The organism is Bradyrhizobium sp. HKCCYLS3077 (genome assembly GCF_051167555.1).
Taxonomy (GTDB): domain Bacteria; phylum Pseudomonadota; class Alphaproteobacteria; order Rhizobiales; family Xanthobacteraceae; genus Bradyrhizobium.
Window position 1 is genome coordinate 154,544 of the sequence record NZ_JBNPTH010000009.1, and the last position, 14,394, is coordinate 168,937.

The following is a 14,394-nucleotide window of genomic DNA, read 5'->3' on the forward strand; positions in this document are numbered from 1 at the left end:
ACGATGAAGAAGCTCTTGGTGTTGTCGATTGTGGGCGTCGGAATGTTGACGGCGACTGCGGCCTCCGCTGCGTCCAACAAATGGTGCGTCGACTACGGTTCGGCGAACAGCCTCGAGTGCGAGTACCAGACGCTGGCGCAGTGCCGGGCGAGCGCGTCGGGCGCCGGTGGAGAATGCACCGCCAATCCGGATCTGCTGTTCGCCAAGGCCCATCCGGCGACGGCGCACTGAGCCACTCGAGACGCATCCGGGACGCGCCGAGCTCATCGGCGCTCCCGCTTTCCTTGTATGCCCGAGCCCAATCCGGGCGATTGTCAAATCGGCCGAGCTGATCTCAGCAATGGCTCATTTGCCGCGGCGCCGAAGTCGTCTCGACTATTTCACCGAGCCGCCAGATATGCGCAATGCCTGATCCTGGTTCAGCAACGTCGCTCGACTGCTCCCCGGCCTGCACTTTTATTTTCCGAAGCAAACCTCGGCCTCAGCGCATCGCCCGGGCCCGCACATCGACGCCGGTTCGCATGTCTCCAAACACCTGCCTCTCGGACTGATCCGCCGCGCCGCGTCGTAGGGTCTCACCACCGCGGCGAAGGTCAGATGGGAGGATGAGCCGGAAACTGGACAACGAGCCGTGTTCCAGGCCGATTGTCCTCATAACAGATGCTGGCACCGATCCGCTCCGCCGCTAGGTCGATCACCCGGCCGCCAAAGCCGGAGGTCAACGCGCGAGCGCCGGCCGGCATGCCACGCCCAGTATCGCTGATCGACAAGCGGCCGTGATCGGCCGTCGCGCGGGTGACCTGAATCACGATATCGCCCCGTCGGCCGTCACTGTAGGCGTACTTGCAGGCATTCACGACAGCCTCGGCAACGATGAGGCCAAGGCTCGTCGCCGTTTCCGGTCTGACTGTCACGGGACGCAGATCGGCGACCAGCTTCCCCGAATTCAGAGACGGCAGGCAGAGAGGCCCGAGCTCCTCGATTAAGGACGTCAGGTAGCTGGCGAGGTCGAGGCAGTCGACTTCGGGGGCGGAATAGAGCCTGCGATGCACGCCTGCGATCGCCTGGATTCTCACGCCCGCCATCTTCAAGCTGTGCCGCGCCCGGTCATCATGGATCTGCGTGCTCTCCAGCGAGATCATGGACGCCACCAGCTGAAGACTGTTGGCGATGCGGTGATGACTTTCGGCGTTCGCTTCGGAAGCGAACAGAGGCATCGGGAGCTTCGACATGCAATTGTCGACCGGACGCTCGTAGATCATTTGCCTATCTCCACATGGGTGGCACGACTATGCCAATCCGATCCGGCAACCGACACTGTACTCTGGTGTTAAATCAGCTCCTTTCACTCGCACGCTGGCCGACGCCGCTTGCAGCTTGCCGGCAGAGACAGGCTCAGCTGCCCAAGCTGTTCTCAACAGGCGCAGCGCCCCGCTCATCCCCCAAGCCATGCAGCGTCACGGCGTCCCGCCATTTTGCCGGTGTCGCGCCCGTGACCTTCTTGAACACGGTGGTGAAGTGCGCCTGCGTCTGGAAGCCGACTTGGATCGCGACCTGGACGATCGGCAGCTCTGTCTCCTTGAGAAGGTCCTTTGCCGCAGCAATGCGCCGCTGCAGGAGATATTGATGCGGTCGCATGCCGGTCGACTTGAGGAACAGCGCAGCGAAATGCATCCTGCTCAATCGCGCCGCAGCCGCCATGTCGACCAATGTCACTTTCTCTCCGAGATGCGCGGCAATGTAATCGCAGACCCGCCTGAGGCGCCATTTCGGAAGCCCGGCGCTCCCCGGCGGCCGCAGCTGCTGGATCGGCTCGACTTGCCCGTCGATGCTGAGGAGACGGACCATGGCGACGAGCCGAACCGCGTCGGCATAGAGCGCAGAGAACTCCGAGGGGTCGCGCTCCGCGGCCGCGAGCGCCTCCGAGAGTCTGGTCGCGACCGGATCTTGATCGGCGGAGACGCGGTGGCCGTCGTGGGAGGATCGATGCGCGACATCCGGGAAGCTCAAGAGAGTCTCTTGGCCGCCGTTCGCAGCACGGTGTCGCCATCCCTGCGCAGCCGCCGTGGCTGCGGCATCTACGCCGGTGACGATACTGATCGATGCGGCGATGCTCTTGAAATCGACCTTCTGAGACGGCGCGGATGCCCGCTCATGGTCCGGCTGATCAGGGGCTTCGGCTCGATGCTGGACGCAACCCGCCCTGCCGGGACCTGATTCGTCGGCGACCTGCCAAGACGGATACGACAACACTGACCTCCACATTGACGGTCACACGTCGCACGTGCGTATCCGTCCTATATGGAGAACAAGGCCGAGCCGACATCATACGCAGGTATGCGAAGGCTTAACGGCTCGAGCCCGCGGTCGGCATGTCGACATTGTGCCGCAGGGCTGCACTCACGCTCGCGATCTCGCGATTGCATCGATTGATGTCGCCGGCACGATCGGCATCGCGCGCGCGATTTAGCGCGCCGAGCGCCTGCACCAGTCCAGGATCGTCTTCTGCAACGGCCAGAGACCGTGGCGTCGGCTGATGGCCGCGCAGGGCCGACAGGCTCTCCGGTCGCCACGGCTGCGTCAGCGAGCGCGCCTCGATGGCCGCGTCGATGTTCGACTGCAGCATCGCAATCGAGCCGGCACATTGGCTGGCCGGCGCCGGACCAGATTCGGCGATGGACACGATCAGAATTGCAGCGATGGTCACTGTCCGGGTCACAGCGAAACTCCTTGTTTGGCTAAAGACGGGGCCGCGGCCGCTGGCCGGGTGCCTCCCTTGAGTGGGTGTTGCCACGGCCGTTCGCGCGTGTCGTGATCAAGACGATCAGTCAGTTCGACGAGAACCGACCGATCATCTTCCACGAACGTGTTGAATTTCGATGTCAGCACGATCTCAGCTCTGCGGGAAATCCGGCGACGGCTTGCTCTTGCCGCGAAACAGCCAATAGCCGTAGCCGATATAGGCCAGAATGACCGGCAGGATCACGACGATGGCGCCCGCGACGATGTGCTGCGTCCGTTGCATCGAGGAGGCCTGCCAGATGGTCATCACGCCCGGGATGGCCTCCGGCCACACGCTGGCGCCGAGCCCGGCGAGCGAGGTGACGAACAGCAGCAACGACAGCGCCAGCGGCGCCCATTCGCGCTCGCTCCAGCGCGTCAGCAGGACGCCGAACCAGGTGACCACCGCAATGATCGGCAGCGGCGCCAGCCACAGGAGATTCGGCCACGCAAACCAGCGCCCGGCAATCTCCGGCTTCGCGAACGGCGTCCAAAGGCTGATGAGCAGAATGGCGGCGCCGGAGCCCACCAACGTCGGCAGCATCAATTCCCGGCCGAAATTCTGCGTCGACCCGCCGGTCTTCCAGACCAGCCAGCAAGCCCCCAGCAGGCCGTAGGCAGCGACCACCCCGAGCCCGGTCGCAATCGAAAACAGTCCGAGCCAGTCGAACGGCCCGCCCGCGAACGCGCCATTCGACACCGTGATGCTGCGTCCGACGAAGGCGCCGAGCACGGCTCCCTGGCAGAACGCGGCGATGAACGAGCCGACCGCGAAGGTCGCCGACCAGACGACTTCCAGCCGGCCACCCTGAGAGCGGAATTCGAACGCGACGCCGCGGATCACCAGCCCGAACAGCATCAGGCACAGCGGCACGTAGAAGGCCGGGAGCAGGATCGCAAATGCAAGGGGAAATGCGGCCAGCAGCACCATGCCGCCGAGCACCAGCCAGGTCTCGTTGCCGTCCCAGAACGGTTCGAGCGTCGACATCATCACGTCGCGATCGGAGGCGCGCGGCGCAAAGGGAAACAGGATGCCAACGCCGAGGTCGACGCCATCCAGCACCACGTAGAGGCCGATCACGACCGCCGCGCTGACCGCGAAGAACGCGGCAAAGTCGAAGTTGGAGAGCATGCTCATTTCGCACCTTCAGCGGTTCGAGGAAGCTGTCCGAGCGCCGCGGCCACCGTCGCCAATGGCACGGCCGGATGTGTCGGCAATCCGCTCATCGGGCCCCGCCAGGCCAGCCGGCCCGCGTACCAGAAGAAGCCGAGCAGCAGCAGATTGTAGAGGACGAAGGCGATCGCCATCGAGCTTGCGACGGCGCCGGTCGCGATCGGCGACACCGCCTGGGCCGTGCGGAACTGGCCGTAGATCACATAGGGCTGCCGTCCGACCTCCGTGACCACCCAGCCGGCAAGCGTGGCGATGAAACCGAGCGGAATGCAGCCCATGCAGACATATTGGTACCAGCGCGCTGTGAACAGCCGTCCGCGCCAGCGCAGATAGAGTCCGGTGAAGGCGACGGCGAGCAGCAGCATGCCGCAGCCGACCATGACCCGGAACGCCAGAAATACAGGAAGCACGGGCGGGCGCTCCGATGCCGGCACCTCCTTCAATCCCTTGACCTCGCCATCCAGCGAATGCGTCAGGATGAGACTGCCGAGCAGCGGAATCTCGAGCGCGTATTCGTTGCGCTCGGCCTTCTCATCCGGCCAGGCGATGACGTTGATCGGGACGCGCCGCGCCGTCTCCCAGCGCGCCTCGATGGCGGCGAGCTTCATCGGCTGATATTTGCGGGTGTTCAGGCCATGCTGGTCGCCGATCAGCATCTGCGCGGGAACGAGCACCGCCATCAGGCCGAGGCACACCGAAAAGGCCTTGCGAGCCGCCGGCTGATCGGCGGGACGCCCCCGCCAGAGCCAGAACGCGGATACGCCGACCACGACGAAGCCGCCGGTGATGAAGCTCGCCGTGAGCATATGCGCTAGCCGGTACGGCATCGACGGGTTCAGCACCACGCCCCAGAAGTCGGTCGCGACGAAGCGGCCGTCGGAGGCGAGCGTGAAGGCGGTCGGCGTCTGCATCCAGGAATTCGCCGACACGATCCAGAATGCTGAAATCACCGTGCCGATCGCGACGATCAGGCAGGCCGCGAAGTGCAGCTTCTCCCCGACCCTCTCCTCGCCATAGAGCATCACGCCGATGAATCCGGCTTCGAGGAAGAAGGCCGTGAGCACCTCCAGCACGAACAATGGTCCGATCACGTCGGCCGTCGCCCGCGCGTAGCCGGACCAGTTCAGCCCGAGCTGATAGGAGATGACGACGCCGGTGACCACGCCCATGCCGAAGGCGAGCGCGAACACCTTGGTCCAGAACCGCACCAGATGCCGATAGACGGGATTGTGCGTGCGCAGCCACAGCGCGCTCAAGACGACGATGAACCACGCGATCCCGATCGTGAAGGCCGGCCACAGGATGTGATAGCCGATCGTAAACGCGAACTGCAGCCGTGAGAGAAGCAACTGATCCATGTTTGATCCTGTTCAGTTCATGCGAGAAGGAGGGAACGGAGCGCAGGCGCCGCGTCTTCATGGGTCGGGACGGCGGCCGACGATGCCGTCGCGCGTCACGGCGCGATCCCCTGCCAGCGGCGCCTGGGCCCTCATGATCTTGACGGGGATCGATTTGTAGGACGGCGTCAGGCAGTCGGGATCGCGGAATTCGAGCGCCACCAGCGGCTGGATCTCGGGGTAGTAGGACGCACAGCATCCGTCGGGCAGATCGTGGCTGACGAGGGTCAATCCCTGCACGATGCGATCGGGCCGTGCGAAGTCGAGCGCGGTGACCACGTCGACCACATCGCCCTCCACGAAGCCGAGCCGCTCCAGTTCCCGCGGGTTCGCGAACAGCACGTCGCGACGGCCGAACACGCCGCGGTAACGGTCGTTGAGGCCATAGATGGTCGTGTTGTACTGATCGTGCGCACGCAGCGAGGTGAGCCGCAGCACTTCGGGATCCGCACTGGTCGCGTCCTCCTCGACACCGGCGAATATCGCGAAATTTGCCCTGCCGTTGGGCGTGTTCCAGATCCGCATCGCCGCTGCATTCGGCAGCTGAAATCCACCGGGTTTGCGGATGCGATCGTTGTAGGCCTCGAACTCCGGGAACACCTGCTCGATCGCATCGCGGATCAGATCGTAGTTGCCGGCGAGCGCCTCCCAGTCGACGCGCGACCTGCCCGCGAGGGTCGCCTTGGCAATGCCGGCAAGGATCGCCGGTTCGGAGCGCACCTGGTCGCTGGGCGGGGTGAGAAAGCCACGCGAGGCGTGCACCATCGACATCGAGTCCTCGACGGTGAGCGCCTGGCGGCCGGACACCTGGAGGTCGTTGTCGGTTCGGCCGAGCACCGGGAAGAGATAGGTCGCCCTCGCGGCCAGCAGATGCGTGCGATTGAGCTTGGTCGCGAGGTGCACCGCGAGGTCGAGCTGGCGGAATCCCTTGAAGCAGGCCTGCGGGTCGGATGCGGCCATCGCCAGATTACCCCCCAGACAGATCACCGCCTTGGCGCGGCCCTCGCGCATCGCGGCGATGCTGTCGACCACCGAATGGCCGAAGGCGCGCGGCGGCTCGAAGCCGAACACGTCCCGGAGGCGATCGAGGAATTCGGTCGAAGGCCGCTCGGTGATGCCGACGGTGCGATCGCCCTGGACGTTGGAATGTCCGCGCAGCGGACAGATCCCCGCACCCGGCTTGCCGATATTGCCCTTCAGCAGCAGCAGATTGGCGATCTGCTGCACGTTGGCAGTACCGGTGACGTGCTGGGTGATTCCCATGCCGTAGCAGACGATCGTGCTGTTCGAGGCGGCGTAGTCGTCCGCGATCGCCTCGAGATCGGCGCGTGACAATCCGCTGGCGCGCTCGATCGCGCCCCAGCTGCAACTTGCGAGATCGGCGGAGAACGCCTCGAACCCGGCGGTGTGGCCGGCGATGAACGGGTGATCGAGCAACGACGCCCGATCCGCGGCGCGTGCCGCCTCGTCCTTGGCGACCAGCGCCTTGCAAATCCCCTTCAGGGCAGCGGCGTCGCCTCCGACCTTGACTTGGAGATAGCGCGAGGCGATCGGCGTCGACGAGGTCGTTGCCATCTCGATCGGCGCCTGCGGCGCCTCGAAGCGCTCCAGCGCCCGTTCGCGCAGCGGATTGAGCACGATGATCTTGGCGCCGCGACGCGAGGCGTTGCGCAGCGGCGTCATCATCCGCGGATGATTGGTGCCGGGATTGTGCCCGATCGAGATGATGAGCTCGGCCTTGTCGAAGTCGTCGAGGGTGACCGTGCCCTTGCCGACACCGATCGAGCGCGGAAGGCCGACCGAGGTCGGCTCATGGCACATGTTCGAACAATCCGGAAAGTTGTTGGTCCCGAACTGCCGGCCGAACAGCTGGAACAGGAAGGCCGCCTCGTTCGAGGCCCGTCCCGACGTATAGAGCTCGAGCTGGTCGGGATGGTCGAGCGCATTGAGCCTGCCGGCGATATCGTCGAACGCGGCCTGCCACGCGACCGGTTCGTAGCGATCCGTCGCGGCGTCGTAGCGCAGCGGATGCGTCAGCCGCCCCTGGTCCTCGAGCCAGTAGTCCGAGCGCGTCCACAGCGACGCGAGCGTATGCTGCGCAAAGAAGTCGGGGCCCACGCGCTTGGGCGTGGACTCCCAGGTCACCGCTTTGGCGCCGTTCTCGCAGAACTCGAACGCGGAAGTGTGCTTCGGATCCGGCCAGGCACAGCCGGGACAGTCGAAGCCGCCCGGCTGGTTCTGCTTCAGGAGCGTCGGAATGCCCTCGACGAGAAGCTGCTGCTGCTTGAGAGCCGAGGCCAGCGCCTTCAGTGCGCCCCATCCTCCCGCGGGATCCTCGTAGTCGCGAATTCCATCCGGGCGCTGCTTCATCATGGTCGGCCTCCGCACATTTGTCGACGGGCCGGCGAGCGCATGACGGCTGCGCCATCATTTCGTTCGCCGGACTGGACACCTCGCCATCGCGGGCGCTTCCACGCGTTGCCCGCCTCTCGTCAGATGGAGATCTCGCGGCGGATGCGTTTTCATTTCGCATGATGTCTTGCGAACCGCTTGTCCGAGCATCGCATCGGCCCGAGGCTCGAGCCCCGGACAGACGAAGACGCGCCGCTCGAACGATGGCGCGTCCTCCTCGTGCGGACGTAGCCGTCTAGCGGGGCAACAGGTTCTGCTTGGCGAGATCGATCACTTCGTCGCCGCGCCCGCTCATCACCGCACGGATCAGCCACAGGCTGAAGCCCTTGACCTGCTCGGCGCCGATGGTCGGAGGCATCGACAGCTCCTGCTTGGCCGTGACGACGTCCAGGACCGCGGGACCGTCATGCGCAAGGACCTCGGCGAGACAGGCTGGCAGCTCGTCGGGATCCTCGACCCGCACGCCATGAATTCCCATCGCGCGCGCCATCGCCGCGAAGTCGGGATTTTCCAGATCCGTGCCGAGCTCGACGAAGCCCGCAGCCTTCATTTCCAGCGCGACGAAGCCGAGGACGCCGTTGTTGAAGATGATGACCTTCACCGGCAGCTTCATCTGCTTCAGCGTGATCAGGTCTCCCATCAGCATGGTGAAACCGCCGTCGCCGGACAGCGAGATCACCTGGCGATCCGGCTGAGCCGCCTGCACGCCGATCGCCTGCGGCAGCGCATTGGCCATCGAGCCATGCACGAGCGAGCCGACGAGGCGGCGGCGACCATTCATCTTCAGGTAACGCGCCGCCCAGATCGTCGGCGTTCCCACGTCGAAGCTGAACACTGCATCCTCGGCGGCGGTGTCGCTGATCAGCTTCGCGAGATATTGCGGATGGATCGGCCTGCGGCCGGGTGTCCCCTTCGCCAACTCGTCGAGGCCTTTTCGGGAGGCGACGTAGTGGGCGACGCTATGGTCGAGGTGACCGCGGTCGGTCTTCGTGACCAGCTTCGGCAGCAGGGCCTCGATGGTCTCGCGGACACCGCCGACCAGGCCGAGCTCCAGCTTGCAGCGACGGCCGAGGTTTTCGGCGCGGATGTCGACCTGCGCGATGCGCACGTGGCTCGGCAGGAATTGCTTGTAGGGAAAGTCCGTTCCCAGCATCAGCAGCACGTCGCAGGCATGCATCGCTTGATAGCCCGAGGGGAAGCCGATGAACCCGGTCATACCGACGTCGTAGGGGTTGTCGTATTCGACATAGTCCTTGCCGCCGAGCGCGTGCACGATCGGGCTCTTGAGGGCTTCCGCCAGCGCCATCAACGGAGCATGCGCGCCGGCGCAGCCGCGGCCGCAGAACAGCGTGACCTTGCCGGCGTCGTTCAGCAGCGTGGCGAGCGCGTCGAGCTCCTGCTCGGCGGGCGTCACCAGCGGCGCCGGCGGCAGCAGGCCCGCAGCCGGCGACACGCGCCGCTTGGACGCTTCACGCAACGCGACATCGCCCGGTATGACCACGACGGCGACGCCGCGGCGACCCACCGCCGCGCGGATCGCGTTCTCCATGACGTAGTCGAACTGCCCGGGGTCGGACACCAGCTCGCAGTACACGCTGCATTCGCGAAACAGGTTCTGCGGATGCGTCTCCTGGAAGTAGCCGCCGCCGATCTCCGCCGAAGGGATCTGCGCCGCGATGGCCAGCACCGGCGTCCGTGTCCGCTGCGCATCGTAGAGGCCGTTGATCAGGTGCAGATTCCCCGGGCCGCAGGAGCCCGCGCAGACGGCGAGCTCTCCGGTGACCTGGGATTCACCGGCCGCAGCGAAGGCCGCAACCTCTTCGTGGCGGACATGCACCCATTGGATTCCGCCGTGCTCGCGCAGCGCTTCCGTCAGCCCGTTGAGGCTGTCTCCGACCACGCCGAAGATGCGCCGGACTCCGGCCGTGTGAAGAGTTTCGACAATACGATCCGCAACATTGGGCATGCGCCCTGCTCCTTCGACTGGTCATGACGTCGTTGGCCTTCGGCGGCATCGCCTGGGGCCGAACCTGTCGGCAGGTGGAAAGTCCGTCGCGATTTCCCAAGCCCTCTTTCTCGGCGTTCGAACCGGCTGCCCCCTCGTAGAACATCTGGCCCCCCCGCACCGTGCGTTCTCGAAACGTCGCCTGACGCCGCCGCTTCACCTCTCGATCCAGCTCTCACGCATAGGAAGAGGCCGCAACAGCCGGCCTCTAGCTCAAGGACATCCTGACCATGCGCAATACGATCATAATCGCCGCGGTGCTGGCCGCCTCAGCAACGGGTGGAGGCCTGTGGTTCGCGACATCCGGCGACTCACTTGGCGCATCCGCCGTTGTCGCCGTGCCGCCCGCTCCGGTGCCGGTGATCGCAGCCAAGGTCGCCCGCGACGACGTGCCGATCTATCTGCGCGGCATCGGGACCGTCGTCGCTGACAACACCGATGTGGTCCGCAGCCAGATCCAGGGCCAGCTCACCGGGATCAACTTCACGGAGGGACAATTCGTCAAGGCAGGTCAGCTTCTGGCGCAGATCGATCCGCGTCCGTATCAGGCGGAGATCGCTCAGCTCAGCGCCAATCGCGACCGCGACGCTGCGCAGCTCACCAATGCCTTGGCCAATCTCAAGCGCGACACTGAGCTAGGCGACAAGGGCTTTGCCACGGCACAGCTGCTCGAAAATCAACAGACGCAGGTCGCGCAGCTGCAGGCAACGGTGAAGGCGGACCAGGCGCTCATCGACCAGGCCAGCATCCAGCTCGGCTATACGCGACTGACGTCGGCAATCCCCGGCATCACCGGCCTGCGGCAGATCGACGTCGGCAACATCATCCATCCGACTGATCCCAACGGACTGGTCGTCGTGACCCAGATCGAGCCGATCTCCGTCACTTTCGCGCTTCCCGAGACTGATCTGCCGCAGATCCAGGGTCAGATGGCCCAGGGTCCGCTGAAGGTCATCGCCGACAGCCAGGACGGCAAGACCAGGCTCGACGAAGGAAAGCTGCTGCTGGTGAACAACCAGATCGCGCAGGGGACCGGCACCGTCGAGCTGAAGGCCGAGTTTCCAAATGCGCAGCACCGCCTATGGCCAGGCCAATTGGTCACCGTCAATCTGCTGCTGACGACGCGGAAGAACAGCCTCACCGTCGCCGGCTCCGCCGTGCAGCAAGGTCCGAGCGGTTCCTACGTCTATGTCGTCACAGCCTCGGGCACGGCTCAGTTGCGCCCCGTCACGGTCACCCAGATCAGCCAGGGCCAGGCGCTGATCGACAGCGGCCTTTCGGGCGATGAGACGGTCGTGGTCGACGGGCAATCCCGTCTCAAGGACGGCAGCGCCGTGCAGCCATTGCACGGCAAGGCCGCGCGCGAAGCCGAACTGCAGAGCGCGGTCCAGGATGCCCTTCCATGAACCTCTCAGCCCCTTTCATCAGCCGGCCGATCGCGACGTCGCTCTTGATGCTGGGCCTGCTGTTATGCGGGCTTTCCACCTACAGGCTGCTGCCGGTCGGCGCGCTGCCGAACGTCAACTACCCGACCATCCAGATCTCTGCCCAGCTCCCAGGCGCCGATCCGCAGACGATCGCCTCGTCGATCGCAACGCCGCTGGAGCAGCAACTCAGCCAGATCCCGGGCGTTGTTCAACTGACGTCGTCGAGCGCGCTCGGCGTGGCCCAGCTGATCGTGCAGTTCGACCTCTCTCGCACCGTGGACAGCGCCGCGGTGGACGTGCTGGCGGCCATCAACGCCGCAAGTCCATTCCTGCCGCAGAACATTCCCTATCCGCCGACGATCCGGAAGGTGAACCCGGCGGAGACGCCCGTCATGCTGCTCGCGCTGACGTCGGACTCGCTGCCGCTCACCACCGTCGATGCCTATGCCGAGAACATCCTGCTGCCGAAGATCTCGCAGATCCCGGGCGTCGGCCTGGTCGGTCTTGGCGGCCAGCAGAAGCCGGCCATCCGCATCCAGGTCAATCCCGAAGCGCTGGCGGCCCGTGGCCTGGCGCTCGAGGACGTTCGGAGCGTTATCGCCGGCGCCAATGTCGACCTGCCGAAGGGCACCCTCAACAGCCCCCGCGTCACCTATACGCTCAACACCAACGACCAGCTGCTCAAGCCGGAGCAATATGACTCGCTGATCATCGCCTATCGCAACGGCGCACCGGTGCGAATCCGCGACATAGGCAAGGCCGTGGCAGGGCCCGAGAACGATCTGCTCGCCGGCTGGTACAACAGGGATCGCGCGATCATCCTGGCCATTCAGCGCGTGCCCGGCGCCAACGTCATCGAGACCGTCGACCGGATCAAGACGCTGTTGCCGCAGCTTCAGGCCTCGCTGCCTCCGGCCATCAAGGTCTCGGTCGCCGCCGACCGGACGCTGACCATCCGCGCCGCGGTCTCGGACGTGCAGCATACCCTGCTTTTGACCATCGGCCTCGTCGTCATGGTCATCTTCCTGTTCCTGCGCAACCTCTGGGCCACCGTCATTCCCGCGGTGACCGTGCCGCTGTCGCTGGTCGGCACGTTCGCAATCCTCTACGTGCTCGGCTACAGCCTGGACAATCTTTCGCTGATGGCACTGTCGATCGCGGTGGGCTTCGTCGTGGACGATGCCGTCGTGGTGATCGAGAACATCGTCCGCCATATCGAGAACGGACTTTCTCCGATGGAGGCGGCCGTCAAGGGATCGGCCGAAATCGGCTTCACCATCATCTCCATCACGCTGTCTCTGATCGCCGTTTTCATTCCGTTGTTTCTGATGGGCGGCTATGTCGGCAAGCTGTTCCAGGAGTTCGCCGTCACCATCACCGCCTCGCTAATCCTGTCGCTCGTCATCTCCCTGACGCTGACCCCGATGATGTGCGCGCGCCTGTTGAAAGATGAGAGCCGCACGCGGCACGGACGGCTCTATCTGCTGTCCGAACGGGCGTTCGATTCTCTCCTGGCGCTGTATGCGCGCGGCTTGAATGTCGTGCTCCGGCATCGTCTCTCGACGCTGCTGGTGATGCTCTCGACCATTGCGCTGACCCTCTATCTCTACACCGCGATCCCGAAGGGCTTCTTTCCGCAGGAAGACACCGGCCAGATCGTAGGCATCACCGAAGCATCTCAGGACATCTCGTTTCCGGCCATGTCGGAGCGCCAGCAGGCGATCGCCGGCGTTCTGTTGAAGGATCCGGCGGTGCAATCGGTCGCGAGCTACATCGGTCCGGGAGGACCGACCGCAACCCTGAACCAGGGTCGCTTCTTCGTAATCCTGAAACCGCGCGCCGAGCGCGGCGTCAGCGCCGACCAGATCATCGCCCGGCTCAAGCCGGAGCTCGCGCGCATCCAGGGCATCGCGCTCTACATGCAGTCGGCACAGGACATCACCATCGGCGCGCGTCTCTCCAAGACGCAGTATCAGTACACGCTCACCGATGCGGACTCGGCCGAGCTGGCCCATTGGGCGTCGATCTATCTCGACCGACTGAAGCAGATCCCGGGGATCACCGACGTCGCCAGCGATCAGGGCAATGCCGGGCCGCGTCTCGATGTTACGGTGGATCGCGAGGTGGCGTCGAGCTACGGCATCCTGCCGTCGACGATCGACAATACGCTGAACGACGCCTTCGGCCAGCGCATCGTCTCCACCATGTTCACATCGCTGAACCAGTATCACGTGATCCTGGAGGTCGATCCGCGCTTCCAATATGGCCCCGACGCGCTGAATCAGATCTACCTGCCATCGTCCGGCGGACAGCAGGTGCCGCTCAGCACCTTGGTGAAGAGCAAGATCGTGCCGTCTGCGATCCTCGTCAATCACCAGAGCATGTTTCCCTCGGTCACGCTCTCCTTCAATCTGAAACCGGGTGTGGCGCTCGGCGACGCGGTCGCGGCGATCAAGGCGTTCGAGCAGGCGTCGGGAAAGCCAAGGTCGCTAGCGACCTCATTCCAGGGCAATGCCCAGGCGTTTCAGATGTCGCTGTCCGGCACGCCGCTGCTGATCGGCGTCGCGCTGATCGTCATCTACATCATCCTCGGCGTGCTCTATGAGAGCCTGATTCACCCGATCACCATTCTCTCGACCTTGCCGTCGGCGGGCATCGGCGCGCTGCTGCTGCTGATGGCGGTGAAGATGGACCTCAGCGTGATCGCCTTGATCGGCATCATCCTGCTGATCGGAATCGTCAAGAAGAACGGCATCATGCTGGTCGACTTCGCGCTCGATGTCCGGCGCACCCAGGGACTGTCGGCACCGGACGCGATCTATCAGGCCTGCACCTTGCGCTTCCGGCCGATCCTGATGACGACGACGGCGGCGCTGCTCGGTGGCCTGCCCTTGATGCTCGGGACCGGGACCGGATCGGAGCTGCGTCAGCCGCTGGGCTATACCATCGTCGGCGGCCTCCTGCTGTCGCAAATCCTGACGCTGTACACGACGCCGGTGGTCTACCTTTATCTCGATGCCCTCGGCGATTGGCTAAGCCGGCTGCGCCCATCGACGCCAAGCCGGCCCGATGCCGGCGCAGAGTCTGCTCCGGCACAGGCAATCCCAGGGGGCGATGACACGCCGGAGCCTGGCAGGCTCAAGCAAGCCGTCGCGTCCTAGGGCCGTCAAAAAGTCGTCCCCGATCGAGGATCAACGC

Annotated in this window: 10 protein-coding genes; 3 read left to right on the plus strand and 7 right to left on the minus strand. The window is 64.9% G+C overall.

What is annotated here, in order from left to right; translation table 11 throughout:
- The first annotated feature begins 3 nt into the window (after positions 1 to 3).
- Positions 4 to 231 carry a DUF3551 domain-containing protein gene (locus tag ACQR0Z_RS30875; protein WP_434876886.1) on the plus strand — a complete coding sequence of 76 codons (228 nt, stop codon included), beginning with the start codon at positions 4 to 6 and terminating at the stop codon, positions 229 to 231.
- A 362-nt stretch (positions 232 to 593) separates the two neighbouring features.
- Here the strand turns inward: ACQR0Z_RS30875 and ACQR0Z_RS30880 are convergent, their stop codons facing one another.
- The 7 genes from ACQR0Z_RS30880 to poxB all read right to left on the minus strand — a co-directional run bounded on the left by ACQR0Z_RS30880 (position 594) and on the right by poxB (position 9,730).
- Positions 594 to 1,262, minus strand: a complete 669-nt coding sequence (locus ACQR0Z_RS30880; protein WP_434921145.1) for a sensor histidine kinase — start codon at positions 1,260 to 1,262, stop codon at positions 594 to 596.
- 133 nt (positions 1,263 to 1,395) lie between these two features.
- Positions 1,396 to 2,010 (minus strand): helix-turn-helix domain-containing protein, encoded by a 615-nt coding sequence (locus tag ACQR0Z_RS30885; protein ID WP_434921146.1) that lies wholly within the window; start codon positions 2,008 to 2,010, stop codon positions 1,396 to 1,398.
- Positions 2,011 to 2,347: 337 nt separating this feature from the next.
- The gene (locus tag ACQR0Z_RS30890; protein ID WP_434857446.1) at positions 2,348 to 2,719 is read right to left on the minus strand and encodes a hypothetical protein; all 372 of its coding nucleotides are present in this window, start codon (positions 2,717 to 2,719) and stop codon (positions 2,348 to 2,350) included.
- Between the two features lie 174 nt (positions 2,720 to 2,893).
- On the minus strand, positions 2,894 to 3,919 hold the full coding sequence (locus tag ACQR0Z_RS30895; RefSeq protein WP_434921147.1) for a cytochrome d ubiquinol oxidase subunit II: 1,026 nt from the start codon (positions 3,917 to 3,919) through the stop codon (positions 2,894 to 2,896).
- Positions 3,916 to 5,313, minus strand: a complete 1,398-nt coding sequence (locus ACQR0Z_RS30900; RefSeq protein ID WP_434921148.1) for a cytochrome ubiquinol oxidase subunit I — start codon at positions 5,311 to 5,313, stop codon at positions 3,916 to 3,918. The genes ACQR0Z_RS30895 and ACQR0Z_RS30900 overlap by 4 nt, the downstream gene beginning before the upstream one ends.
- Positions 5,314 to 5,370: 57 nt before the next feature.
- Positions 5,371 to 7,725 (minus strand): FdhF/YdeP family oxidoreductase, encoded by a 2,355-nt coding sequence (locus ACQR0Z_RS30905; RefSeq protein WP_434921149.1) that lies wholly within the window; start codon positions 7,723 to 7,725, stop codon positions 5,371 to 5,373.
- A gap of 274 nt (positions 7,726 to 7,999) precedes the next feature.
- Complete coding sequence (gene poxB / locus ACQR0Z_RS30910) at positions 8,000 to 9,730, minus strand: ubiquinone-dependent pyruvate dehydrogenase (protein WP_434921150.1); 1,731 nt, start codon at positions 9,728 to 9,730, stop codon at positions 8,000 to 8,002.
- A gap of 269 nt (positions 9,731 to 9,999) precedes the next feature.
- Between poxB and ACQR0Z_RS30915 the strand changes: the two genes are divergently transcribed.
- Both ACQR0Z_RS30915 and ACQR0Z_RS30920 read left to right on the plus strand, forming a co-directional pair.
- Positions 10,000 to 11,175, plus strand: a complete 1,176-nt coding sequence (locus ACQR0Z_RS30915) for an efflux RND transporter periplasmic adaptor subunit (RefSeq protein WP_434921151.1) — start codon at positions 10,000 to 10,002, stop codon at positions 11,173 to 11,175.
- Complete coding sequence (locus ACQR0Z_RS30920; RefSeq protein ID WP_434921152.1) at positions 11,172 to 14,357, plus strand: efflux RND transporter permease subunit; 3,186 nt, start codon at positions 11,172 to 11,174, stop codon at positions 14,355 to 14,357. Before ACQR0Z_RS30915 ends, ACQR0Z_RS30920 begins: the two co-directional genes overlap by 4 nt.
- Positions 14,358 to 14,394: the final 37 nt, after the last annotated feature.

Coding starts and splice junctions, on each gene's coding strand:
- ACQR0Z_RS30880 (WP_434921145.1), bottom strand. CDS start 1,262: ATGATCTACGAGCGTCCGGTCGACAATTGCATGTCGAAGCTCCCGATG.
- ACQR0Z_RS30895 (WP_434921147.1), bottom strand. CDS start 3,919: ATGAGCATGCTCTCCAACTTCGACTTTGCCGCGTTCTTCGCGGTCAGC.
- ACQR0Z_RS30905 (WP_434921149.1), bottom strand. CDS start 7,725: ATGATGAAGCAGCGCCCGGATGGAATTCGCGACTACGAGGATCCCGCG.
- ACQR0Z_RS30915 (WP_434921151.1), top strand. CDS start 10,000: ATGCGCAATACGATCATAATCGCCGCGGTGCTGGCCGCCTCAGCAACG.
- ACQR0Z_RS30920 (WP_434921152.1), top strand. CDS start 11,172: ATGAACCTCTCAGCCCCTTTCATCAGCCGGCCGATCGCGACGTCGCTC.
- poxB (WP_434921150.1), bottom strand. CDS start 9,730: ATGCCCAATGTTGCGGATCGTATTGTCGAAACTCTTCACACGGCCGGA.
- ACQR0Z_RS30875 (WP_434876886.1), top strand. CDS start 4: ATGAAGAAGCTCTTGGTGTTGTCGATTGTGGGCGTCGGAATGTTGACG.
- ACQR0Z_RS30900 (WP_434921148.1), bottom strand. CDS start 5,313: ATGGATCAGTTGCTTCTCTCACGGCTGCAGTTCGCGTTTACGATCGGC.